23 protein-coding genes are annotated in these 24,190 nt (G+C 71.9%); 14 read left to right on the forward strand and 9 right to left on the reverse strand.

Annotated elements, in window-relative coordinates; all coding sequences use genetic code 11:
• The first annotated feature begins 472 nt into the window (after window positions 1-472).
• Window positions 473-754, forward strand: a complete 282-nt coding sequence (locus ACYVKX_RS16785) for a type II toxin-antitoxin system RelE/ParE family toxin (RefSeq protein WP_460834766.1) — start codon at window positions 473-475, stop codon at window positions 752-754.
• 20 nt (window positions 755-774) lie between these two features.
• Window positions 775-1,080, forward strand: a complete 306-nt coding sequence (locus ACYVKX_RS16790) for a HigA family addiction module antitoxin (RefSeq protein WP_460834768.1) — start codon at window positions 775-777, stop codon at window positions 1,078-1,080.
• A 240-nt stretch (window positions 1,081-1,320) separates the two neighbouring features.
• Here ACYVKX_RS16790 and ACYVKX_RS16795 read toward each other — a convergent pair whose 3' ends face one another.
• Window positions 1,321-1,761: a PIN domain-containing protein gene (locus ACYVKX_RS16795; protein ID WP_460834771.1), complete on the reverse strand. Its 441-nt coding sequence runs from the start codon at window positions 1,759-1,761 to the stop codon at window positions 1,321-1,323.
• Window positions 1,758-2,174 carry an AbrB/MazE/SpoVT family DNA-binding domain-containing protein gene (locus ACYVKX_RS16800; protein ID WP_460834773.1) on the reverse strand — a complete coding sequence of 139 codons (417 nt, stop codon included), beginning with the start codon at window positions 2,172-2,174 and terminating at the stop codon, window positions 1,758-1,760. The genes ACYVKX_RS16795 and ACYVKX_RS16800 overlap by 4 nt, the downstream gene beginning before the upstream one ends.
• Window positions 2,175-2,377: 203 nt before the next feature.
• Here ACYVKX_RS16800 and ACYVKX_RS16805 point away from each other — a divergent pair, with 203 nt between their 5' ends.
• The gene (locus tag ACYVKX_RS16805; protein WP_460834775.1) at window positions 2,378-2,974 is read left to right on the forward strand and encodes a helicase-related protein; all 597 of its coding nucleotides are present in this window, start codon (window positions 2,378-2,380) and stop codon (window positions 2,972-2,974) included.
• A 183-nt stretch (window positions 2,975-3,157) separates the two neighbouring features.
• The gene (locus ACYVKX_RS16810) at window positions 3,158-3,340 is read left to right on the forward strand and encodes a hypothetical protein (protein ID WP_460834777.1); all 183 of its coding nucleotides are present in this window, start codon (window positions 3,158-3,160) and stop codon (window positions 3,338-3,340) included.
• On the opposite strand, the gene ACYVKX_RS16815 is transcribed toward ACYVKX_RS16810, so the two are convergent.
• Window positions 3,307-4,590 carry a Fic family protein gene (locus ACYVKX_RS16815; RefSeq protein WP_460834780.1) on the reverse strand — a complete coding sequence of 428 codons (1,284 nt, stop codon included), beginning with the start codon at window positions 4,588-4,590 and terminating at the stop codon, window positions 3,307-3,309. The genes ACYVKX_RS16810 and ACYVKX_RS16815 overlap by 34 nt on opposite strands.
• Before the next feature lie 1,372 nt (window positions 4,591-5,962).
• Here ACYVKX_RS16815 and ACYVKX_RS16820 point away from each other — a divergent pair.
• Window positions 5,963-6,592 (forward strand): class I SAM-dependent methyltransferase, encoded by a 630-nt coding sequence (locus tag ACYVKX_RS16820; protein WP_460834782.1) that lies wholly within the window; start codon window positions 5,963-5,965, stop codon window positions 6,590-6,592.
• An 11-nt stretch (window positions 6,593-6,603) separates the two neighbouring features.
• Here ACYVKX_RS16820 and ald read toward each other — a convergent pair whose 3' ends face one another.
• Entirely contained in the window at window positions 6,604-7,731 is a 1,128-nt protein-coding gene (gene ald / locus ACYVKX_RS16825) for an alanine dehydrogenase (protein WP_460834784.1), read from the reverse strand.
• Between the two features lie 91 nt (window positions 7,732-7,822).
• Between ald and ACYVKX_RS16830 the strand changes: the two genes are divergently transcribed.
• Entirely contained in the window at window positions 7,823-8,329 is a 507-nt protein-coding gene (locus ACYVKX_RS16830; RefSeq protein WP_460834786.1) for an Lrp/AsnC family transcriptional regulator, read from the forward strand.
• 202 nt (window positions 8,330-8,531) lie between these two features.
• Here the strand turns inward: ACYVKX_RS16830 and ACYVKX_RS16835 are convergent, their stop codons facing one another.
• The 5 genes from ACYVKX_RS16835 to ACYVKX_RS16855 form a co-directional block, all read right to left on the reverse strand.
• Window positions 8,532-9,812, reverse strand: coding sequence for a sugar ABC transporter permease (locus ACYVKX_RS16835; RefSeq protein WP_460834788.1), 1,281 nt, complete (start codon window positions 9,810-9,812; stop codon window positions 8,532-8,534).
• Window positions 9,809-10,600: an ATP-binding cassette domain-containing protein gene (locus ACYVKX_RS16840; RefSeq protein WP_460834790.1), complete on the reverse strand. Its 792-nt coding sequence runs from the start codon at window positions 10,598-10,600 to the stop codon at window positions 9,809-9,811. The genes ACYVKX_RS16835 and ACYVKX_RS16840 overlap by 4 nt, the downstream gene beginning before the upstream one ends.
• Window positions 10,601-10,674: 74 nt before the next feature.
• Window positions 10,675-11,898: a sugar ABC transporter substrate-binding protein gene (locus ACYVKX_RS16845; RefSeq protein WP_460834792.1), complete on the reverse strand. Its 1,224-nt coding sequence runs from the start codon at window positions 11,896-11,898 to the stop codon at window positions 10,675-10,677.
• Window positions 11,899-11,957: 59 nt separating this feature from the next.
• On the reverse strand, window positions 11,958-14,570 hold the full coding sequence (locus ACYVKX_RS16850) for an HAD-IC family P-type ATPase (protein ID WP_460834794.1): 2,613 nt from the start codon (window positions 14,568-14,570) through the stop codon (window positions 11,958-11,960).
• Between the two features lie 9 nt (window positions 14,571-14,579).
• Window positions 14,580-14,762 carry a hypothetical protein gene (locus ACYVKX_RS16855; protein ID WP_460834796.1) on the reverse strand — a complete coding sequence of 61 codons (183 nt, stop codon included), beginning with the start codon at window positions 14,760-14,762 and terminating at the stop codon, window positions 14,580-14,582.
• A gap of 189 nt (window positions 14,763-14,951) precedes the next feature.
• On the opposite strand from ACYVKX_RS16855, the gene ACYVKX_RS16860 reads away from it, so the two are divergent.
• The 8 genes from ACYVKX_RS16860 (at window position 14,952) to ACYVKX_RS16895 (ending at window position 24,177) form a co-directional block, all read left to right on the forward strand.
• Window positions 14,952-15,227, forward strand: coding sequence for a DUF1876 domain-containing protein (locus tag ACYVKX_RS16860; protein WP_460834799.1), 276 nt, complete (start codon window positions 14,952-14,954; stop codon window positions 15,225-15,227).
• Between the two features lie 10 nt (window positions 15,228-15,237).
• Window positions 15,238-17,616: a phosphoenolpyruvate synthase gene (gene ppsA / locus ACYVKX_RS16865; RefSeq protein WP_460834801.1), complete on the forward strand. Its 2,379-nt coding sequence runs from the start codon at window positions 15,238-15,240 to the stop codon at window positions 17,614-17,616.
• Window positions 17,613-18,635: an alcohol dehydrogenase catalytic domain-containing protein gene (locus tag ACYVKX_RS16870; RefSeq protein ID WP_460834803.1), complete on the forward strand. Its 1,023-nt coding sequence runs from the start codon at window positions 17,613-17,615 to the stop codon at window positions 18,633-18,635. Before ppsA ends, ACYVKX_RS16870 begins: the two co-directional genes overlap by 4 nt.
• A gap of 160 nt (window positions 18,636-18,795) precedes the next feature.
• Window positions 18,796-19,800 (forward strand): type I glyceraldehyde-3-phosphate dehydrogenase, encoded by a 1,005-nt coding sequence (gene gap / locus ACYVKX_RS16875; protein ID WP_460834807.1) that lies wholly within the window; start codon window positions 18,796-18,798, stop codon window positions 19,798-19,800.
• 4 nt (window positions 19,801-19,804) lie between these two features.
• Window positions 19,805-20,350, forward strand: coding sequence for a 2-oxoacid:acceptor oxidoreductase family protein (locus tag ACYVKX_RS16880; RefSeq protein ID WP_460834809.1), 546 nt, complete (start codon window positions 19,805-19,807; stop codon window positions 20,348-20,350).
• Window positions 20,343-21,533 (forward strand): transketolase C-terminal domain-containing protein, encoded by a 1,191-nt coding sequence (locus ACYVKX_RS16885; RefSeq protein WP_460834811.1) that lies wholly within the window; start codon window positions 20,343-20,345, stop codon window positions 21,531-21,533. The genes ACYVKX_RS16880 and ACYVKX_RS16885 overlap by 8 nt, the downstream gene beginning before the upstream one ends.
• Before the next feature lie 10 nt (window positions 21,534-21,543).
• The gene (locus ACYVKX_RS16890) at window positions 21,544-22,533 is read left to right on the forward strand and encodes a thiamine pyrophosphate-dependent enzyme (RefSeq protein ID WP_460834813.1); all 990 of its coding nucleotides are present in this window, start codon (window positions 21,544-21,546) and stop codon (window positions 22,531-22,533) included.
• 9 nt (window positions 22,534-22,542) lie between these two features.
• A complete protein-coding gene (locus tag ACYVKX_RS16895) occupies window positions 22,543-24,177 on the forward strand; it encodes an NAD(P)-binding protein (protein ID WP_460834815.1) in 1,635 nt (544 codons plus the stop codon).
• Window positions 24,178-24,190: the final 13 nt, after the last annotated feature.

Here is a 24,190-nt window from a genome sequence, read left to right on the forward strand (position 1 = left end):
CTCTAACTGGCCACCAGCGGGGACCTCGACCTGGCCACCAGTGGGGACTTTTTCATGGCCACGGACACCATGGCCGGAGTCTACGGAAGGAGGAGTCGGGCACCGTGTCTGCGACGCGGGCACATGGCCTGCGAGAGTCCAACACAGCTACACGATCGTGCGGAGACGGCAGCACCGCTTGGCTATGCCCCTACGACCGAGACGTGCGCCCCGACGGTGCCCGCGGCATCGACAAGAAATGGCAATAGGGTCTCCCCCGCGGCCCAGCCCGGCACCCGGTCCACATCGAGCCCTGGCTGGACAACCTGGATGCTGAACTCGGTATGGGGCGGATTGGCCCCGAGGTGTCGCACTGAGCCGAGCGCAAGCGTCATGACAGTCGATCGCACGCTCGGAGCACCGATCAGTCGGAGCAGCCCCACTCTCGCTACTACCGTCTGCCGATAGTATCGTCGCGCGTTAGGATAGTGCCGTGATCCGGTCCTTCAAGAACACCGACACAGAGAAGGTCTGGAACCGCGAACACGTCCGAGCCCTCGGACCCGAACTGCAACGGGCCGCCCAGAAGAAGCTCCGCCTCCTCAACGCGGCCTCTGAACTGAACAGCCTGCGGGTGCCACCCGGCAACCGTCTGGAGAAGCTGGTCGGCGACCGTGCCGGCCAACACTCCATCCGCATCAACGATCAATACCGGATCTGCTTCGTCTGGACCGACAACGGCGCCGATGACGTCGAGATCACCGACTACCACTGACCAAGGAGAGGAGACCGATCATGACTGCGACGTCGAAGGCACACGACCCGATCACTCCGGGCGAGATCCTGCTGACCGAGTTCCTGGAGCCGCTGGGCATCACGCAGTACCGTCTCGCCCAGGCCACCGGACTCCCCCAGACCCGGATCAGCGAGATCGTCCGCGGCAAGCGCGCCATCACCACCGACACCGCCCTGCGCCTGTCCAAGGCGCTGGGGGTCGACGACCGGTTCTGGATCAACATCCAGACCGACTACGACCTCGAGGTCGAGCGGGACCTGCACGGTGCCGAACTGGCCAAGGTGACCGCCCTGGTGGCGAGCTGAAAGTCGGCCACCGGAGGCCTCACCGCGGCCCCGGCGCCAGCGGATACCGCGTTTGCGCAGGTCAGCGCCGGTGCCGTAGTCACTATTACGACATCTAGGAGTCACTGACTTCCAGAAAAGGCCTCTGATCTGCGACGAAGGGGCGGGGGCCTTTCGTTGCTCTGAAATCGGCTCGATTCCGCAGGAGTCGGCGTGAGCGGCTAGCGATGGGTGCGACGAGGCGTCGCTGGAAGCTGTTGGCTATGGCCGAGCCAGGCGGGCGCTTCGCCCTCGTCGCCCAGCTGAGGCGGGTAGTTCTCGATGAAGCCGCGAGCGGTCAGGATGCTCGGCGTCTCGATGTCGAGCGCGTGGAAGCGCTTGTCGCCCGTGACCGATGACGTCGACGGCGGCCGCAATGGCCGCGTCCAGGATGGCCTGATCGTTCGGGTCGGAGATGACGACGGCTGCCGCGGCGTTTGCCGGCTCAACGAGCTCGTAGTCCAGCCCGGACAGCAGCTCGTCCAGTGCTGGCAAGAGGTCGGGACGCTTCTCCCCCACCACTCGGTGCAACTCGTCAAGGACCCACTGTGTGAAAACGAGCTCATGCTCGTCGATGACGAGTGACAGCGCCTGCGCAGGAATGGACGCCGGGAAAAGTAGTGCGGAGATGACGACGTTCGTATCGACGAGGATACGGGTCACGCGGAGCGCTCCCGCACATCATCGACCAGTGCCTGCGCGTCGTCCTCGTCGGTGACGCCGAAGTCTGCGGCAGCCCCCGCGAAGGCGTCCTGGGCCTGCGCGAGTGCTGCCATTTCGGCCTTGGCCACGACAACCTCGCCATTCGCCCTTTCGACGAACAGCACCTTGTCGCCCGGGACCAGGTGCAGGCGTCGGCGCACATCGGCCGGGACGGTGATCTGACCGTTGGCGGAGAGCTTGGCGAGGTTTATAGCTGACTCGATTCTTGAGAAATCAAGGATTCTTGAGATCAGTCTATTACCCCGGCTGTCGCCCGGCCACGGGCACGAACGCAGAGCTCCTCGCCGCCTGGAGGCCGCAATCGACGACCTCGCGGCGCAAGGGGCCGACGGCCTGACAATGGAGTTGCTCATAGAAGCGCTGATCAATGCGGGTGGATGCCAGCGTCGTCCAGGTGGTGGGCTGGCTAGGCGCCGGTCCGATGGCAGACCGGGCGTCTTTCGAGGGCCGGCAACGCCGCCTGGGCGGCGTCTGGCGCCGCCCAGGATTGATCAGTGCTTCCCGAGGCTCGGCGCTACACGGCCCACTCGCCTTGCGCCGTGAGCGACAGGTCGACGTGGCGATCCGCAACTTGCGCACGCCCGCCCTGCTCGTGCGTTACACCGACATCCGTCCCGATATGAGCGCCGACGACCTGTGGCGAGGGATCCAGGGGTCTAACCCGTCCAAGCGACGAACCCAGCGGGCGCAGACCTCCTCGGCCAGTGGGTCCAGTTCGCCAAGCGCCTCGCGGGGGCGACGCCCAATGATCGCCAGAACACCCTCGATGCGCTTCTGGGCGACCACGACCATGACGGCGCGAGCGGCTCGAGGCGCGGCGCTCGGCTCTCGCCCGTACGGGCAGACTCGCCGCGAGGACAGGGAGCGCCTCATCGCCGTGTTCAATACGCCGTTCGCGCCCGACATCCTCGTAGCCAGCTCGGTGATGGGCGAGGGCATCGACCTCCACCACGAGTGCCGACACGTCATCCACCACAACCCCGACTGGAACCCGAGCCGCCTCGAACAACGCACCGGGCGACTTGACCGCATCGGCGCGCTCGCGGAACGGGTCGGCAAGGACATCGAGGTCTACGAGCCCTTCCTTGCCGGCACACACACGAGAAGATGTTCCGCGTCGTCAAGGATCGCGCAGGTTGGTTTGACGTCGTGATGGGTCGCGCAGTTGGCACCGACGAGCAGGAGACGGACGCTGAAGAGGTGCGAGTGCCTCTGCGTCCGCGCATACGTGACGCGCTCTCGATGGACCTCCGTAGCCCCGAGTAGGGCCAACCTGCAACGACGACGGGCAGACACCTGAGTTGGCGAAGTACCTGACCAGCTCGCCCGCAATGGGTTGGACGCCGAGCGCCTCCTCGACCTCGCCGCCGCCCGCAAACCCCTGCCCGTCGACCCGACGTCCGCACTCGCCTACCGGGTCAAGGATCTCGCCACCCCGAAGAAGCGCCGCACCCCGCAGAGCATCGACCCGTTCCCCCGGTCCCCTCAGCGCGACAACGGACCGTCGTTGGGGCTGTGAGTGCCGTAGCCGCGACGACCAACCCGTTCGGCGAAGGCATCGAGTGCGTCGATGACATCCTGGGCGATCCAGACACGGTTGCGCTGGTTGCCGCTGGTGCGCTTGAGGATCTCGGCGTCCTCCAACTGCTCGACAGCTCGCTGTGCCGCAGACAGGGCGACTCCAGTGGCGGCCTCGACGTACGCGACGTTGACGGCGGGCTGGTTGAGCAGGTGCGGGAGTAGACGTCGTGCTGCCGACCCGCGTCGTGCGGGAAGGGTCTCGCTCCAGTTCTCGTAGACCTTCTCCAGGTCATCCACGAGCACGCGCCCGTTGCCGATCGCGCGGAATGAGGCGTTGACGAACTGGTGAATGATCGTCTCGACGTAACCCTCCCGGTAGTCGGTCAGCGCCTGGAAGTAGCCCGACGTATCAGTCAGCAAGCCTGCCGAAACCGGCACTGTCAGGGTGCGCGTGACCCCGGAGTGGCGCAGCATCGCGTGGACGAGGGTGCGCCCCGTTCGGCCATTGCCGTCGTTGAACGGGTGGATCGTCTCGAACTGCGCGTGAGCGATGGCGACCTGCACCAGCACGGGCAGATTGACGCGATGCACGAACGCGATGAGATCGTCGAGCGCCGCAGGGACTCGCGACTGGTGCGGCGGAACGAACGATGCTGTGTGCGGACTGAGCGCGTTGCTGCCGATCCAGACCTGCTGATCCCGCAGCTGCCCGGGTGCTGCATACGCATGGCGGTCCAGCAGAGCCTGGTGGGCGACGAGGATCGTGTCGACGCCGATGTCGTCAGCCAGTTCGACGGCCCGCTGCATCGCAGTGACGTTGGCTGTCACCAGTTGTGCGTTCGGGCCGGCCTTCGCGTCGATGGCAGCCATCGCCAACGCCCGGGCGCCAGCGGTCACGCCTTCGATCTCGGACGACGAGGCTGACTCGGTGCGCAGCAGCACCGACGCCAGCGGAGCGAGTTCCGTCGCGGCATCGTCACCCTCACGTACAGCACGGCGTTCGGCGATTGCGGTGACCTCAGCGTCGAAGCGGGTGATCTCGCGGACGGCGTCTTCGGCCTCGGCCTGGAGCCCCGCGTTGACCTGTAGCGTGGACTCAGCGATGGCGACCGGAACGGCTGCCTCGTAGGGTCCACGGGCCGAAAGCTGCTGGCGACGCGAGGCACCATGACCCGGTTCGCGGCGCCAGGGATGGGTTTCCCAGCCGACCACGAACTCCGGATGCAGACCGCCCCGGTCCTGGTTCACACCCTCACGTTACACCATTTTATTGAGATAAGGTGGTGTAACTGCGGCGAACACGAAGGAGACGTCAGCGAGCAACCTCGCGGATTGCCTTGACCGCTTGTGAGACGTGACTGTCGGCGGATCGAGCGCGACGACGTTCCAAGGGCCTCCTCAACCAGCTGTGTCACCGAGGGCGTCGTCGTGGATTGGTCAGGTCGCATGTCTGACGTTGCTAGTCGCGATGATTCTTGATCTTGCGAAATGATGAGGAAATGGTTCGTTTCCCCCGCCACACACTAGCCTTGGTCTCGATGGTTCTCTTCGGCGTCACGGCATGCTCGACCACGGCACCGCGAGATGAGCCGGATGCCGAGCCTTTTTCTTCCTCCCCACCTGCCGCTCCCAAGGTGTCGCTACCGCCGACGCCGGGCGCTGACTGTGACTCCGCACAAACCGCGGACGAGGAATCTCCTCCACCGGATACGCTGATGCTCGGCCCGTTATGGATCGCGAATGGGCTCGCTTGGGAGAACAGCAGCTTCAGTGAGTGGATTGGGGAGAACCCCACCCAGGAGCAGGGTTGGTACTTCCTGAAGGCCGGTGTCGGGCTTCCACCGAACCGGTCTGTTCGCGTCAGTGTTGGTCCGACGAGTGAGGTCAAGTTGGTCGTCGGCGGATCGCGATATCGTCGAGTCACCTATGTTTCCTGTGCCGATAGTCAGGGTTGGTGGGTCGGTGGGCTCGCACTCCGGAAGCAATCCGCGTGTGCCGTCTTCACCGTCCGCACGGATACTGGTGAGACGAGGCGACAGACTGTGCCAATCTTCCGTACGTGCCCGTCGTAGTCAGCAGTTCGGCGCCGTCGATGTCGTCGCCGGCCACCGGCGCGGCCGGCGTCCCCGCCTGGACAGCGCCGGTGATCGGCAGGTGGTCATGGCCGCGGCCAGCGCGGGCCTGGTTGCGAACCCGACCTCGGCGCAGCGGCCGCGGTCCTGCGTTGTGACTGTTCAGGTCTCGGCGGCGTGGCTTGGTGCGGGTGTCGACTCGGCGACACTGCTGTCCCGCTTGCCACCAAGCAGCCCGACAAATTGCGCGCAGCTCATCGGCTGACTGAGTCGCCTCGGCTCTTGCCTGCATCACCGCGTCGATGGCCGAGGACGGATCGCCCGGTTCCGCGACTCGCTCGGCGAGGCGGCGTACGAGGAGATCGTCGGCCCTGCCGCGGATCCGGTCCTGGCCCGGTGGGCGGCCCAGGCCGCGTCCGCGGCCGTCGTCGAGGCGGTGATCGCGTGGCTCGACGCCGGCCAGCCCGACCCGGGGCGCGCCTCGGACCGGGTACGCCGGGTGGCGCTGGCCGTTCTCGAGGCCGCGCTCCCTGTGGAAGGCTGACGCGATGGGTTCCGAGGCGACCGACAAGCAGCGCAGGGTCTGGGACAAGCACGCGCCCAGTTACGACCGGCAGATCGCGTTCTTCGACCGGATCTGGTTCGCCGGTGGTCGCGAGTGGATCGGCGAGCGGGCCAGCGGCCGGGTCCTCGAGGTCGCTCTCGGCACCGGCCGCAACCTGCGGCACTACTCCCCCGACGTCACGCTGACCGGCGTGGAGCTCAGCCCGGCGATGCTGGCGATCGCCCGCGAGCGAGCGGCTCGCCACGGGCGCGAGGCGGTCCTCATCGAGGGCGACGCCGAGAGCCTGCCGGTCGAGGACGCGTCGTACGACACCGTCGTCTGCGCCCTCGGACTGTGCACGATCCCCAACCCCGCGAGGGCTCTCGCCGAGATGCACCGGGCACTCGTCCCCGGCGGAGAGCTGCTCCTCGTCGACCACGTCGGCAGCACCTGGCCACCCGTGTACGCCCTGCAGTGGGTGGTCGAGCAGATCACCGGGCGGACGGCCGGCGAGTACTTCACCCGTCGCCAGCGCCCGCTGGTCGAGGCGGCCGGCTTCGAGGTCCTCGAGACCGAACGGCTCAAGGCCGGCACGGTCGAGCGGGTCAGGGCGCGGCGACCAGCGACGCGATAGCCCGCATCCGGTCAGGCGACGAGCACGCTCTCCAGCTCGACCGCGCCGATGCCGACGGCGTCGCCGACCGGTGCGTTGGTGAGCTGGCCGGCGTGGGTGTTCAGGCCGAGGGCCAGGGACCGGTCGGCCCGGCAGGCCTGCGTCCAGCCCTTGTCGGCCAGCGCGACGGCGTACGGCAGGGTGGCGTTGGTCAGCGCGTAGGTGCTGGTGTTCGGCACCGCGCCGGGCATGTTCGCCACGCAGTAGAACGTCGAGCCGTGCACCTGGAAGGTCGGGTCGGCGTGCGTGGTCGCCCGGGTGTCGGCGAAGCAGCCACCCTGGTCGACCGCGATGTCGACCAGCACCGAGCCCGGCTTCATCTGCGCCACCAGCTCGTTGCTCACCAGCTTCGGCGCCGCCGCGCCCGGGATCAGCACCGCGCCGATCACCAGGTCGGCCTCGCGCACCTGCTGCTCGAGCGCCAGCTTGGACGACGCCAGCCCGTGCACGCGGTTGTTGTACCGCCAAAACGACATCCGCAGCTTGTCCAGGTCGGTGTCCAGCAGCGTCACGTCCGCACCCATCCCGAGGGCGATGTTGGCGGCGTTCTGCCCCGAGACACCGGCGCCGATGATCACGACCTTGGCGTTCGCGACACCGCCGACCCCGCCCATCAGCACACCGCGGCCGCCCTGGGCCTTCATCAGGTTGTACGCGCCCACCTGAGGCGCCAGGCAGCCGGCCACCTCCGACATGGGATACAGCAGCGGCAGCCCACCCGAGGGCAGCTGCACCGTCTCATACGCGATCGCGGTGACCCTCCGGGCCAGCAGCTCCTCGGTCAGCGGCTTGTCCGCGGCCAGGTGCAGGTAGGTGAACAGCGTCAGCCCCTCCCGCATCCGGTGGTACTCCTCCGCGACCGGCTCCTTGACCTTGAGCACCAAGTCGATCGAGCCGTCGGCGCCCCAGGCCGCATCGGCGTCGGCCGCGATCGCGGCGCCCGCGGCGACGTACTCCTCGTCGGGGATCGACGAGCCCACACCGGCGCCCCGCTCGATGAACACCTCGTGGCCGTGCGCGACCAGCTCGTGCACCCCGATCGGCGTGATCGCCACCCGATACTCGTGGTTCTTGACTTCCTTCGGAACGCCGATCCTCATGGCGCGGATTGTGGTGGTTCGTTGTGCCGTACCGTCGGTAGGGCGAACAGCATTCGGCAAAATGTCGATGAGATGGCCCTAGGATTCGACCATGCCCGTCACCACGAGCGGCCGATCGAAGAACGTTCGCCGGCCCGTCGAGCTCGACGCGACCGACCGCGCGATCCTCCGGCTGCTGGCCGAGGACGCCCGGACGCCGAACAACACCCTGGCCGCGACCGTCGGGGTCGCCCCGTCGACCTGCCTGATGCGGGTGCGTCGGCTGCAGGAGGCAGGGGTGATCACGGCGTACCGCGCGGAGCTCGCACCCGACGCGCTCGGCCGGCCGCTCCAGGCGCTGGTGTCGGTGCGGCTCCAGGCGCACGCGCGGACCGAGCTCGGCGAGTTCACGGCCCGGTTCGCCGGCCTGCCCGGCGTACTCAACGTGTTCTTCCTGGCCGGCGTGGACGACTTCTTGATCCACGTGGCGGCCCGCTCCGCCGACGACCTGCGGGACTTCGTGGTCGAGAACCTGAGCGCGTCGCGGGAGATCGCGGCCACCGAGACGAACCTGATCTTCGAGCACGTCGCCACGGGCTCGACGCCGCTGCTGACCTGACCGCGACCTCACGCGGGCTGGTGGTAGGGGCAGTGCCTGGACTGTTCCGACTGCCATCCCGGCGCAATTGCGCTGTTATGGCGGTGCCTGCCCCGGCCCGACTGCCATCCCGGCGCAATTGTGTCGCCGGGGCAGGCACCTCGTATGACTGTCCTGGGGGATGGGGCGGCCGGCGCAGGACGCCCGGCGCGCCCGCCCCCTCCTACGTGGGGGCCCGGCCGCGGCGGGCGAGGGCGTCGATGGTGACGGCAAGCACCAGCACGATCGCGGTGACGGTGTACTTGGCCGGGGCGCTGTAGCCCTGGAGCCCCATGCCGTTGTCGATCGCGGCGATCACCAGCCCGCCGAGGATCGCGTGGATCGGCTTGCCCCGCCCGCCGAACAGGCTGGTGCCTCCGATCACCGCCGCCGCGACGGCGTAGAGCACCAGCGTGCCGCCGTCGTACGACGTGGAGACCGACCGCAGCCGGGACGCGTAGACGATGCCGCCGATGCCCGCCGTGAGCGATGCGAGGCCGAACGCCACGGTGCGGATGCCGACCAGGTTGACGCCGGCGCGACGCGCGCCCTCCGTGCCCCCGCCGATGGCGTACACGTAGCGACCGAAGCGGGTCCGCTGCAGCAGCCCGGTCCACAGCACGAGCACGCCGAGCACGATCAGGACGACCCACGGGACGCCGCGGATCGGGACCAGGACGCCGCGGTCGACGTTGCAGATCCACACCACGGCGCCCCCCGCCGCGAGCGCGGCGCCGATCTTCAGCGCGGTGACGCTCCGGGGAGGCGCCACCAGGCCGCTGCGGCGTCGGCGCTCGTCTCGCAGCCAGGACCAGACGCCGAACGTGGCGACGACGACGAGCAGGACGACCCAGCTCGCCATCGCGCTCAGGGTGCCGCTGGCGATGTCGTTGACGGCCTGGTCGTTGATCGGGACGACGCCGCCGTCGCCGAGGATCATCAGCATCACGCCGAGCCACCCGAGCTGGCCGCCCAGCGTCACCACGAAGGAGGGCAGCCGGAGCCGGGTGATGATGGTGCCCTGGAACAGCCCGATCAGGAAGCAGAGCGCGAGCGCGGCCGGGATCGCCGACCACCAGGGCCAGCCCCGCGACTCGGCGACGAGCTCGGCCATGACGACGCCGCCGATCCCGCCGACGTAGCCGATCGACAGGTCGATCTCGCCGAGCAGCAGCACGAAGATCTGGCCCATCGCGAGCAGTGTGAAGACCGAGCCCTGGATCAGGAGGTTCACGATGTTGCCGGCCGTCAGGAAGTTCGGGTTGAGCGACTGGAAGATGACGGAGATCAGGAAGAGGCCGCCGACGACCGGCAGCGCGCCGCTGTCGCCGGAGCGGATCCGCGCCCACACCGCCCGCCAGTAGTCGCCGAAGGACTCGGCGGCGACCGCCGGGTCCATGGCGGGCGGCGCGGCGGATGCGGTCGTCGAGGGGGTGGCCGTGGGGGTGGTACGCCGGCGGGTCATGACTCCTCCTGCGACAGTCGGTCCGAGGCGCCCGTGGTCATCAGGTCGATGACGGCGCGGCGGTCGAGCTCGGCGACCGGCCGTACGCCGGCCAGGCGGCCGAGCCACAGCACGGCGATGCGGTCGGCGACCTCGAACACGTCGTTCATGTTGTGGGAGATCACGATGACGGCGAGCCCGCGCTCGGCCAGCCTGCGGATGAGGTCCAGCACCACGGCGGTCTGGGCCACGCCCAGGGCCGCGGTGGGCTCGTCCATGATCACGAGCTTGGAGTTCCAGAGCACGGACTTCGCGATGGCCACGGACTGCCGCTGACCGCCCGACAGCGAGGCCACCGGCTGGCGGATCGACTGGACGGTGGTGACCGCGAGCCCGCGCAGCGTCTCCTGGGCGGCGATCTCCATGCTCTCCTCGTCGAGGAGGCGGTGCCGCAGGCGCTCCCGCCCGAGGAACATGTTCTGGACGATGTCGAGGTTGTCGCAGAGCGCCAGGTCCTGGTAGACGGTCTCGATCCCGAGGGCCGCGGCGTCCTTCGGTCCGTGCAGCTCGACCTCGCGTCCCTCCCAGAGGATCCGGCCGCGGTCGGGGCGGTGGATGCCGGCGATGCACTTGATCAGCACGGACTTGCCGGCGCCGTTGTCGCCGGCGAGGGCGGTGACGAACCCGGCCGGTACGTCGAGGGACACGTCGTCGAGCGCCTGTACCGGACCGAACGCCTTGTCGACGTGCTCGAGCCGCAGCAGCGGCACGGCCGGGTCCTGCTCGGAGTCTGTCTCGGAGGTCGTCACGGGATGCTCCCTGGTTCGCCGGGGCGGAGGAAGGTGGTCCGGGACGCGGGTCGCGTCCCGGACCACGGTGGGGACTACTTGATGCCGGCGGCGGTGCAGGCCTGCCGGAGCGAGGCGATGCACAGCTTGGCGACGTCCACGGCTCCGTCCGCGACCACGGTCTCGGCCATGTTCTCGGCCGTGACCCACAGCGGGGTCAGCAGGCTCGAGGCCACGTCGGTCCCGGCCTGGTCGTCGGCCGTGGTCCCGTTGACGAGCCCCTCGGGGACGTCCAGGCCCGCCCGCAGGTACATCGCGACCGCGACGGCGGCCTGCGCCTCGAGGTAGATCGGCTTGTACACCGTGCCGGCCTGGTAGCCCTTGAGGATGTTCTGCAGACCGGACAGGGAGGCGTCCTGCCCCGTGGTGGGGAAGGTACGCGGCGGGATCCGCTTGCCCTGCAGGTAGGAGATGACCGCGTTCGCGTTGTCGTCGTTCGGCGTCACCACGGCGTTCATCTGGGGATTCGCGGTGAACTGCTGGGCGAACGTCGTCTGCGCGACGTCGGGATCCCAGGTGCCGGCGGGCTCGCCGACCTTCTTGTACTCGCCGCTGTCGAAGTACGGCTGCAGCACGCTCTTGTACCCCTGGGCGAACAGCTTGGCGTTGTTGTCGGTCGGGTCTCCGTTCATGATCAGCACGTTCGGGTCCTTCACGCCCCAGGCCTTGATCGCGTCCACCATGCCCTGCCCGATGAGCTCGCCGACCTTGACGTTGTCGAAGCTGACGTAGACGCGGTCCGGGCTGCCGCCCTGGGTCAGCCGGTCGTAGTCGACGACGCGGACGCCGCGCTGGGCCGCCGCCGCCTCGATGGCGGCGCCGGAGCCCGAGTCCAGCGGGTCGACGAGCAGCACCGACGCGCCGTCGGTCATCGCGGCCTCGGCCTGCGTCTGCATGGTCGCGGCGCTGCCCTGGGCGTTGTCGATCTTGTACTGCGACGAGTCCAGGCCGGCGGCCTCGAAGGCGCGCTGCAGGTACGGCGCGTCGAAGGTGACGTAGCGCGCCGAGGTCGTGGTGTCGGGCAGCAGTACGGCGATCATGCCCTTCCCCATGTCCGCGAGCGGCTGCAGCTTCTCCATCGCCGAGAAGTCGGCGGTGAAGTCGTCGGCGGAGATCGAGGGGACCGCGCTCGGCGAGCTCGGTGTGCTTGGTGTGCTCGAACCCTTCGGATCACCGCCGTCGCCGCCGCAGGCGACGAGGACCGTGGTGCTGAGCGCGACTGCCGTCAGTGCCGCCGCGATGCGACGTGAGACCAACATGCGAGCCTCCTGATGTTCCCGGCTCATCGCCGGGGCGCCGCGTCGTGCGGTGCCAATTCTCAGCGTCCTCCGTGGCCGGGTCGGCCTGCAGGGCCGAAGGGCATCGCTCCCCCGGGACTGTCTGCGGCCCGGGCCCGGGACCCCCGAGCACGGGCCAGGCGCGCCCGCGCCGCGACCACCACCGCGGGCCCGGCGGCCAGGAGGGCGACGAGCGCGGCCTGCCGGAGCGTGACCGCGGAGGCGTCGAGCAGGTCGCGCAGCGGCGGCCAGGTGGTGGCGCCGACCAGGAGCACGGCCGAGACGCCGACCGCGGCCTCGAGCCCGCGCGAGCGCCACCCCGCACCCGTGCGGGGAGCCCGGAGCGCGAGGGCGAGCCAGAGTTGGGCGAGGCCGAGGCAGAGGAACACCGAGGTCTGCCGGGCCCCCTGGCCGTCGGCCGACAGCCCGGCCGCGAGCGCGACCGCCGCGATCATCGCCGCGGTCAGGCAGATCTCGCGCACCAGCCCGCCCAGGACCGAGCGCTCGGGGGACGGCGAGGGCCGGGCCATGTCCGCCGGGTCCGCGGGCTCGCCGCCGAACGCCACGCCGGGTACGCCGTGGGTCACCATGTTGATCCAGAGGATCTGGGCCGGGGTCAGCGGCAGCGGCATGCCGAGCCAGGGCCCGGCGAGCAGGACCAGGACCTCGGCGAGGCCTCCGGCGAGCCCGAAGCGGAGGAAGCGCCGCACGTTGGTGTAGATCCGCCGGCCCTCCTCCACGGCGGCGACCAGGGTCCCGAGGTCGTCGTCGCCGAGCACCAGGTCCGCCGCCTGCCGGGCGACCTCGGTGCCCCGGCCGCCCATCGCGACGCCGATGTCGGCGTTGCGCAGCGCGGGGGCGTCGTTCACGCCGTCCCCGGTCATCGCGACGACGGCGCCCAGCCGCTGCCAGGCCCCGACGATGTCGACCTTGTCGTCGGGGCGGGTGCGCGCGTAGACGCCGATGTCGCGCACGTCGGCGTCCGGCCCCCGCGCCACGTCGGCGCCGACCGCCACCTGCGGCGTGCCCGAGGTGCCCGAGGTGCCCGAGGTGATCGTGAGCTCGTCGGCGATGGCGCGCGCGGTCGCCGGATGGTCGCCGGTGATCATCACGGTCCGGATCCCGGCCTCGCGGCAGGCGGCGACGACGTCGCGGGCCGCGGGGCGCGGCGGGTCGACCAGGGCCACGAGGCCGCGGAGCCGGAGCCCGGCCGGCTCGGCCAGGTCGGGCGCCTTCTCCGACGGCGCGGCGTCGGCGACCGCGAGCACCCGGAACCCCCGCGCGGCCAGCCGGCCGGCCTCGCTCAGGGCGGCGTCCGCCGCGGCGCCGTCGGCCACGGCCGGGAGCACGGCCTCGGGCGCGCCCTTGACGACGACCAGGCGGCCGGCGGGCCCCTCGTGCAGCGTGGCCATCCGCTTGGTGAGGCTGTCGAACGGCACCTCGTCGAGGCGCCGCCACGCGGATGGCAGCTCGAGCGCGGCGCGATCGTGCTTCGCCGCCGCCACCAGGAGCGCCGCCTCCATCGGGTCCCCGACCACGTCCCACGTGGTCCGGTCCGGCGCGCCTTCGAGCCGGGCGTCGTTGCAGAGCACCAGGTCGCGGACCAGGACCGCCAGCTCCTCGTCGCCGGCCGGGGAGAACTCGCCGGCGACGGCGTACCCCACGCCCCCGACGCGCCGGACGCCGGACGGCGTCCAGACCTCCCGCACGGTCATGTGGCCCTCGGTGAGCGTGCCGGTCTTGTCCACGGCCAGGACGGTCACCGAGCCGAGCGTCTCGACGGCCGGGAGGCGGCGCACGAGGGCGTGGCGGCGCGCCATCCGGTACGCGCCGAGGGCGAGCGCGACCGTGACCACGGCCGGCAGCGACTCGGGGATGGCCGCGACGGCGAGGCTGACGCCCAGCACCAGGGTGTCGGCCACGGGTTCGCCCCGGAGGACGCCGAGCAGGAAGACCAGCCCGGCGAGCGCCAGCGTGAGGACGACGAGTTGGCCGGACAGCCGCGACAGCCGGACCTGCAGCGGCGTGGCCCGGCTCCCCGCGGCCGCGACCGACGCCGCGATCGCACCGAGCGCGCTCCCCGCCCCGGTCCGGAGGACCGTCCCGTGCGCGCGCCCGCGCGTGACGACGGTCCCGGCGAACAGCTCGGCACCGGCCCGGCGGCCGACGGGGACGGACTCGCCGGTCATCGTCGACTCGTCCACCTCGAGGCCGGCTGCAAGCTCGAGACGCAGGTCCGCGGGGACGACGTCGCCGGCGTCCAGGCGCACCACGTCCCCCGGGACGAGGTCGGTCGCGGCGATCCGGCTCTGCCGCCCCTCCCGGACGACGGTCGCGTGCGGCGCGGCGAGGCGGTCGAGCGCGTCGAGGGCGTTGGCCGCCCGGATCTCCTGGACGACGCCGATCGCGGTGTTGAGGCAGACCACGGCGAGGATGATCGCGGCGTCGGTGGGGTCGCCGACCGCGGCGACCACCGCGCCGGCGCCGAGGAGCAGCAGGATCATCGGGTCGCGCAGCTGGTCGAGGACCCGGCCTCCCGCGCTGCGGCGCGGCGCGCGGGGCGCCACGTTGGCGCCGTACTCGGCCCGCCGCGCCGCGACCTCGGCGGCGGAGAGGCCCGCGACGGCCTCCGCGTCGCTCCCGGTGTCGGTCATGGCGGGCGCTCAGTCCAGCGCGGCGAACGCCTCGTAGACCAGGAAGGCGGGCCAGGCCAGGCCCTCCAGGACGGCCAGCAGGTGCCACCAGAGGCCGTCCGCCTGCTGCCAGAACCACACCCAGGCCCCGGCGATGCCCAGGGCGTAGATCGCCCCGCCGCCGGCGACCGCGCGGGACCCGTCGTCTGCCATCGATCGGCCCTCCTTTCCGTCGACCCGTCGAGCACAGTCCTCCCAGCACAGCGCAGCACGCGCACGCGGCCCATGGCCGAACGTCCCGGTGCGGGCGGGACCCTGGGCCGTTCCCGGGCCGCCCGGCCGCGGTCACGCTCGAGGCAGCGACCGGAAGGGCCAGAGAAAGGCCAGAGAAGGGAGACGGTCATGCACACGCGGACCTGGCACATGCACATCGACCTGTCCGAGCAGGACACCAGTACCCGGGCCGAGGTCGTGCTCCGGACCGACGCCGGCACGGAGCTGCGGCACGTGGGCATCGCCCGGAGGCGTCCCGGGGACCACGACGTCCCCGAGATCGGCGACGAGCTCGCGGCCTGCCGCGCCCTCTCCGGGCTCGTGCACGAGCTGCTCGACGCGACGATCGCCGACCTCCAGCAGAACGACCCGGCCGGAGGCACTGCCTCCCTCGCGCTGGATTGAGGTGGCCGTCATGTGGAGCTCCCCACGAGTCCTCGACTTCGCCCGCATCGGGATGGCCGACGTCCCCCTGGTCGGCGGCAAGAACGCCTCCCTGGGCGAGATGTACCAGCACCTGGCCGGGGCCGGCATCCGGGTGCCCGGCGGCTTCGCGATCACCGCCGAGGCCTACCGCCACGTGCTCGACGCGAGCGGCGCCGGGCCGGCCCTCGAGGACCTCTTCGCGGGCTTCGACCCCGACGACGTGGCCGAGCTCGCGACGCGGGCCGCCCGGGCCCGGCGGCTCGTGTACGACGCCGGCCTGCCCGCCGACCTGGCGGAGGAGATCCTCGCGGCCTACCGCGATCTGCGGCAGCGGTACGGCGCGGACCTGCGCGTCGTCGTGCGCAGCAGCGCCACGGCCGAGGACCTGCCCGAGGCGAGCTTCGCCGGGCAGCACGAGAGCTACCTGGACGTCGCGGGCGAGGACCAGCTGCTCGACGCCGTACGGCGGTGCTTCGCCAGCGCCTTCACCGACCGCGGCGTCCACTACCGGCACCGGCAGGGCTTCGGCCAGCTCGAGGTGGCGCTCTCGGTGGGCGTGATGAAGATGGTGCGCTCGGACCTCGCCAGCTCCGGCGTCGTGTTCACGCTCGACACCGAGTCCGGCTTCCGCGACGTCGTCTTCCTCACCGGGTCCTACGGCCTCGGCGAGCTGGTCGTGCAGGGCGCCGTCGACCCCGACGAGTTCTACGTGCACAAGCCGACCTACGAGGCCGGCTTCCGCGCGGTGCTCCGGCGGCGGCTGGGCCAGAAGGCGGTCCGCCTGGTGGCCGCCGGCCCCTCCGGCACGCGCAGCGAGGCGACTCCCGACCCGGAGCGGCGGCGCTTCTGCGTCACCGACGACGAGGTGCTCGAGCTGGCCGGCGCCGCCATCGCGATCGAGCGCCACTACGGCCAGCCGATGGACATCGAGTGGGCCAAGGACGGCGTCGACGGGCTCACCTACATCGTGCAGGCGCGCCCGGAGACCGCGGCGGCGCAGGCCGCGCCGACCACCCTGCGCCGCTTCGTCGTCGACGAGCACCCGGCGTCGATCGTCGAGGGGCGGGCCGTGGGTGACCACGTCGCCGTCGGCCCGGCCCGGGTCGTCACCGACGTGCGCCAGCTCGCCGACTTCCGCCCGGGCGAGGTGCTGGTCTCGGAGACGACCACGCCGGACTGGGAGCCGGTCATGAAGACCGCGGCCGCCGTGGTCACCGACCGCGGCGGACGCACCTGCCACGCCGCGATCGTCGCGCGCGAGCTCGGCCTCCCCGCGGTGGTCGGGACCGAGCGGGGCACGGCCGCCGTCCGCGACGGCGACCTGGTCACCGTCTCCTGCGCCGAGGGGGACACCGGCCACGTCTACCCGGGCGCGGTGGCCTTCCACGTCGACGAGGTCGACCTCAGCGCCATGCCCCGCCCACGGACGAAGATCATGGTCAACCTGGGCAACCCCGCCCTCGCGTTCCGCACCGCGCTGCTGCCCAACGACGGGGTGGGGCTCGCGCGGATGGAGTTCATCATCGGCGAGTCGGTGCGGGCGCACCCGCTCGCGCTGCTCCATCCCGACCGGGTCGCCGACGCGGCCGAGCGCGCGGAGGTCCTCGGGCTGATCGACGGCTACGCCGACGGTGCGGCGTACTTCGTGGAGCGGCTCTCCGAGGGCGTCGGCACGATCGCGGCGGCCTTCCACCCCAAGCCGGTCGTGGTCCGCATGTCCGACTTCAAGACCAACGAGTACGCCGGCCTGCTCGGTGGCGCCGCCTTCGAGCCGCACGAGGAGAACCCGATGCTCGGCTTCCGCGGCGCCTCCCGGTACGCCCACCCGGCCTACGAGGAGGGCTTCGCCCTCGAGTGCCGGGCGATGCGCCGGGTCCGCGAGGAGATGGGGCTGACCAACGTCGTCCTGATGCTGCCGTTCGTGCGCCGCCTCGAGGAGGCCGACCACGTCCTCGCCCGGATGGCCGAACTGGGGCTCGCCCGGGGCCGCGACGGCCTCGAGGTCTACGCGATGTGCGAGATCCCGAACAACGTCGTGCTGGTCGACGAGTTCGCCACCCGCTTCGACGGCCTCTCCATCGGCTCCAACGACCTCACCCAGCTCACGCTCGGCGTAGACCGCGACAGCGCGGTCGTCGCCTTCGACTACGACGAGCGGGATCCGGGCGTGAAGCGGATGATCCAGCTCGCCGTGGAGGGCTGCCGGCGGGCCGGGATCCACTCCGGGATCTGCGGCCAGGCCCCCTCCGACCACCCCGACCTGGCCGAGTTCCTGGTGGAGATCGGCATCGACTCGATGAGCCTGACCCCCGACAGCATCCTGCGCACGACTCGGGCGGTCATCGACCTGGAGAGGAGAACGTCATGAAGGCACTGACCTTCGAGGGACCCGGACGCCGCGTCTGGCGCGAGGTCCCCGACCCGGCCGTCGTCGACCCCGAGGACGCGGTCGTCCACGTCGACGCGGTGACCATCTGCGGGACCGACCTGCACATCCTCGGCGGCGACGTCCCCGAGGTCGCCCCGGGACGGGTGCTCGGCCACGAGGCCGTGGGCACCGTCGAGCAGGTGGGCGCCGGCGTCGTCGGGTTCGCGCCCGGCGACCGGGTGCTGATCTCCTGCATCACCGGCTGCGGCCGGTGCCGCTACTGCCGCGAGAACCGCGACGGGCAGTGCCTGGCCGGCGGCGGCTGGGTCCTCGGCCACCTCATCGACGGCACCCAGGCCGAACGGGTCCGCGTGCCGTACGCCGCCCGCGCCCTGCACCACCTCCCCGAGCGCGTCTCGGACGAGCAGGCCCTCCTGCTCGCCGACATCCTGCCCACGGCGTACGAGGTCGGGGTGCTCAACGGGCGCGTGGCCCCCGGGTCCGCGGTGGCCATCGTCGGCGCCGGCCCGATCGGCCTGGCCGCGGTCATGACCGCACGGCTGCTCAGCCCCTCGCGCATCGTCGTGGTGGACCCCGCCACCGAACGCCGGGCGGCCGCGCTCCGGTTCGGCGCGGACCAGGCGGTCGCCACCGCCGCCGAGGCGCGCGAGGCCGCCGACGGCGTCGACACGGCGATCGAGGCGGTCGGCCGGCCCGAGACCTTCGAGCTGTGCACCGAGCTCGTCCGCGCCGGCGGGACGGTCGCCAACGTGGGCGTCCACGGCGCTCCCGCCACACTGCACCTGGAGTCGCTGTGGATCCGCGACGTCACGATCACGACCGGGCTCGTCGACACCTTCTCGACCCCGACCCTGCTCCGGCTCATCGCCGACGGACGGCTCGACACCGAGGGACTGATCACCCACCGGTTCGGCCTCGAGGAGATCCAGGACGCCTACGACGTGTTCTCGCGTCCCCAGGAGAGCGGCGCGCTGAAGGTCGCGCTGTTCAACCGGTGAGCCGGGACCGCCCGCGCCACGGGACCAGCCGACGCCCGGGCAGAACGGCGAGGGCCGCGGTGACCTTCGGCCCTGCCTCGCCCGAGCCCGGGTCGGGAGTCTGGGAGGCGCAGCGGCACTCCTTCGTCATCCCAAGGCTCGTCATCCCAAGGAGACCACCATGACAGTGCGCGTCGGCATCAACGGCATGGGACGCATCGGCCGGACCTTCCTCAGGCTCGCCGAGGAGACCGACGACATCGAGGTGGTGGCGGTCAACGACGTCGCGGACCCCGGCGCGATCGCCGGACTGCTCCGCCGCGACAGCACCTTCGGCCGGTTCCGCGGCGGCATCGGGATCGACGGCGGCCAGCTCTTCGTCGACGGGCGGAGGATCGCGATCGGCGCCGAGCGCGACCCCGCCGCGCTCCCCTGGGCCGAGCACGACGTCGAGGTCGTCGTCGAGTCCACGGGCAGGTTCCGCACCCGCGACACGCTCGCGGCGCACCTGGCCGCCGGCGCCGACCGGGTCATCCTCTCCGCTCCCGGCAAGGATGTCGACGCGACCATCGTGCTGGGCGTCAACGACGGGAGCTACGACCCCTCCCGGCACCGGATCCTCTCCAACGCCTCCTGCACCACGAACTGCGTGGCGCCCATGGTGCTGGTGCTGCACGAGGCGTTCGGCGTGAGCCACGGCTTCATGACCACCGTGCACGCCTACACCGGCGACCAGAACATCCTGGACGGACCACACAAGGACGCCCGTCGGGCGCGCGCGGCCGCCGTCAACATCGTGCCCACGACCACCGGCGCCGCCAGGGCCGTCGGCGAGGTCCTGCCCGCCCTCGCCGGCCGCCTCGACGGTGTCGCGCTGCGCGTGCCCGTCGTCGACGGCTCGCTGGTCGACCTCGCCGTCCTGCTCGACCGCGCGGTCACGCCCGCGGAGGTCAACGCGGCCTTCGCGACCGCCTCGGAGCGCGGCCCCCTGGCCGGCCGGCTGCGCTACGAGACCGAGCCGATCGTGTCCTCGGACGTGATCGGCGACCCGGCCTCGTGCGTCTTCGACGCCGCCCTCACCCAGGCCAGCGGGAGCTTCGCCAAGGTCTTCGGCTGGTACGACAACGAGTGGGGCTACACCTGCCGCCTGGTCGACCTGGTCCGGATGGTCGGGACCGGGCGGTGAGACCGTGTTCAACGTCCGGTTCCACGGCAGGGGCGGCCAGGGCGTGGTGACGGCGGCCGAGATGCTCTCGGTCGCCGCCTTCGACAGCGGACACCACGCCCAGGCGTTCCCGACGTTCGGCTCGGAGCGCACCGGCGCCCCGGTCACGTCGTACTGCCGCATCGACGACCGGCCGATCCGCTTCCACGAGCCGATCGACGAGCCGCACGCCGTCGTGGTCCAGGACCCGACACTGCTGCCCGTGGTGCCCGTGCTCGACGGCGTGACGCCAGCGACGTACGTGCTCGTGAACACCGCGCGCTCCCCCGCGGAGCTTGGGCTCGACCACCTCGGCCGGGTCATGACGCTGCCCGCCACCGCCCTCGCCCGTGAGGTGCTGGGCCGCCCGCTGCCCAACACCGCCCTCCTCGGAGCGCTCGCCGGCGTGACGGGGGTCGTGTCGCTGGAGGCGGTGGTCGACGCCGTCCGCCGGCGGTTCACCGGCCCCCTCGCCGAGGCGAACGTCGAGGCCGCCGTCCGCGCCCACGCGAGGGTGGTCGTCCATGCGTGAGCAGTTGGAGGGATCGCAGGCGGTGGCCCGCACGGTGGCCCGGTGCCGCCCCCAGGTCGTCGCGGCGTACCCGATCTCACCGCAGACCCACATCGTCGAGGCGCTCTCCGACCTGGTGCGCACCGGCGAGCTCGCGCCGTGCGAGTACCTGACGGTGGAGTCGGAGTTCGGCGCCATGTCCGCCTGCATCGGCGCCTCCGCGGTCGGCGCCCGCGCCTACACCGCCACCAACAGCCAGGGCCTGCTCTACATGACCGAGGCGGTGTTCAACGCCGCCGGCCTCGGCCTCCCCGTCGTGATGACGGTGACGAACCGGGCCGTCGGGGCGCCGATCAACATCTGGAACGACCACTCCGACTCGATGGCGCTGCGCGACGCCGGCTGGATCCAGCTGCACGCGGCGTCGGTCCAGGAGGCGGCCGACCTGCACGTCCAGGCCTTCGTGCTGGCCGAGCGGCTCTCGGTCCCGGTGATGGTGTGCCTGGACGGCTTCGTGCTCACCCACGCCACCGAGGAGGTCGACGTGCCCGGCCGGGCGCAGGTCGACACGTTCGTCCCGCCGTACCGGCCGCGGCAGGTGCTGGACCCGGCCGATCCGGTGACGATCGGCGCGATGGTCGGGCCGGAGGCGTTCACCGAGGTGCGCTACCTGGCCGAACAGCGGCTGCAGCGGGCTCTGGTCGAGGTGCCCGCGATCGCCGCCGACTTCGCCCGCGACTTCGGCCGCCCGTCCGGCGGGCTGCTGCACTCCTACCGCACCGAGGACGCCGAGACCGTACTGGTCACCCTCGGCTCGGCCGCCGGCGTCGCCGAGGAGGTCGTCGACGAGCTCCGCGCCGAGGGCGTCGCCGTCGGCTGCGTCGCGCTCACCTGCTTCCGCCCCTGGCCGGCCGCGGCGGTCCGGGACGCACTCGCCGCCGCCCGGCGGGTGGTGGTGCTGGAGCGCGCGTTCAGCCCCGGCGCGGGCAGCATCGTCGGCCGCGACGTACGGCGCTCGCTGCCCGACCCGTCCGTGCCGGTGGTCGAGACCGTGGCCGGCCTGGGCGGCCGCCCGGTGCGGCGGGCGGGGGTCCGCCGCCTCCTCCTCGACGCCATCGCGGGGCGGATGGAGCCGGGGACCCTGCACTTCCCCGATCTCGACCACGCGCTGCTGGCGCGGGCAGCGGCCGCCGAGGCCGGCTGAGGAGGACCCCGTGCACGAGACCAGGCTCTACCAGATCGGCACCTTCGCCGCCGGCAACCGGCTGCTCGACCCCGACGACAACTCGGTGCAGTCGCACCCCGACCGCGCCAACGCGATCACCTGCGGCCACCGGGCCTGCCGGGGCTGCGGCGAGGCGCTCGGCGCCCGGTTCGTCCTCGACGCCGCGGTCCGCGCCGCCGGTGGGGACGTCGTCACCGTCAACGCCACCGGCTGCCTGGAGGTGTTCTCCACGCCGTACCCCGAGTCGTCGTGGCAGGTCGCCTGGCTGCACTCGCTCTTCGGCAACGCGCCGGCGGTCGCCGCCGGGGCCGCGGCCGGGCTCAGGGCGCTCGGGCGCGGCACCCGGGTCGTCGGCCAGGCCGGCGACGGCGGCACCGTCGACATCGGGTTCGCCTGCCTGTCGGGCATGTTCGAGCGCGACGACGACGTGCTCTTCGTCTGCTACGACAACCAGGGCTACATGAACACCGGCGTCCAGCGCTCCGGCGCGACGCCCCCGGCCGCGCGCACCGCGACGACGGCGGCGCTCGGCGAGCCGCCCGGCGCCCGGTTCGGCCAGGGCAAGTCCGCGCCGCTGATCGCGATGGCGCACGAGATCCCGTACGTCGCGACCGCGACCGTGGCGGACCTGCGCGACCTCGAGCGCAAGGTCGCCCGGGCGATGGGCCTGCACGGCGCGCGCTACCTGCACGTGCTCGTCCCGTGTCCCCTGGGGTGGGCCGCGGCGGCGCACGACACCGTCCGGCTCGCCCGGCTCGCGACCGAGTCGGGGCTCTTCCCGCTGTTCGAGGCCGAGCACGGCGAGGTCACCGCGGCCACGCCGATCCGCCACCGGGTGCCGGTCGAGGAGTACCTGCGGCTCCAGGGCCGCTACGCCCACCTCTTCGGCGACTGCCCCCGCCCCGACCTGGTCGCCCGCATCCAGGCGGGCGCGGACCGCAACATCGACCGGTTCGGGCTGCTGCCCGACGAGGCCTGAGGAGCAGCCATGAAGCACCCGTTCGCCATCACCCTGGACGTCGGCAGCAGCCGCGCCAACCACACCGGCAGCTGGCGCACCGAGCGGCCGGTCTACGTGACCCTGCAGCCGCCGTGTGCGAGCGGGTGCCCGGCCGGCGAGGACGTGCGCGAGTGGCTGCGCGACGCCGAGGACGGCGGCGCGGGCTACGAGCGCGCCTGGCGGCGGATCATGGAGACGAACCCGTTCCCGGCCGTGATGGGCCGGATCTGCTACCACCCGTGCGAGACCGCCTGCAACCGGGCGACGCTCGACGAGGCCGTCGGCATCAACTCGGTGGAGCGGTTCCTCGGCGACGAGGCGATCCGCAACGGCTGGACGGCGACCGTCGACGCCGCGCCGACCGGGCGGCGGGTGCTCGTGGTCGGGTCCGGGCCGGCCGGCCTCTCGGCCGCCTACCACCTGGTCCGGCTCGGCCACGGCGTCACCGTGCTCGAGGCGGCCGCGCAGCCCGGCGGCATGATGCGCTACGGCATCCCCGCCTACCGGCTCCCCCGCGACGTGCTCGACGCCGAGGTCGACCGACTCCTGGCCCTCGGCGTGGACCTGCGGCTCGACACGCCGGTGACCGACCTCGAGGCGGTCTGGCGCGAGGGCCGGTACGACGCCGTCTTCCTCGCCGTCGGCGCCCAGCTCGGCCGGCGGGCCTACCTGCCCGCCGGCTCCGCGGCGCGGGTGGTCGACGCGGTGCGGATGCTGCACGACGTCGCGGAGGGCGAGCCGCCCCGGCTCGGCCGCCGGGTGGCGGTGTACGGCGGCGGCAACACCGCCCTGGACGCCGCGCGCACCGCCCGCCGGCTCGGCGCCGAGGACGCCGTCGTCGTCTACCGCCGGACCCGCGACCGGATGCCCGCACACCCCAGCGAGGTCGGCGAGGCCGAGGCCGAGGGCATCCGGTTCACCTGGCTCTCCACCGTCGCCGGCGTCGACGCGGACGGCCTCACGCTCGAGTGCATGGAGCTCGACGACGCCGGGTTCCCGCAGCCCACCGGCCGCTTCGAGCGGCTCGAGGCCGACGCGCTGGTGCTGGCGCTCGGCCAGGACGCCGACCTGGCGTTCCTCGACGGCGTGCCCGGCCTGGAGTACCGCGACGGCGTCCTCGCCGTCGACGACCGCCTGATGACCGGCCGGCCGGGCCTGTTCGCCGGCGGCGACGTGGTGCCGGACCAGCGGTCGGCGACGGTCGCGATCGGCCACGGGCGCCGCGCGGCCGCAGGCATCGACGCCTGGCTGCGCGGCGACGACCAGCCGGCCGCACCCGGGCCCGCGCCGGCGACGTACGACCGCCTGCACACCTGGTACTACACCGACGCGCCGCGCGCCCACCGCCCGGTGCTCGAGGCCGCGCGGCGGTCCTCGACCTTCGACGAGGTGGTCCGCGGGCTCGACGTCGACACCGCGCTCTACGAGGCGCGCCGGTGCCTGTCCTGCGGCACCTGCTTCTCCTGCGACAACTGCTTCGGGATGTGCCCGGACAACGCGGTGCTCAAGACCGGCGAGGCCGGCACGCCGTACGTCATCGACCTGGACTACTGCAAGGGGTGCGGCATCTGCGCCGCCGAGTGCCCCGCGGGCGCGATCTCGATGGTGCCCGAGGAGATCTGACCGTGACGAGGCA

It is taken from the genome of Nocardioides hungaricus, assembly GCF_054782915.1.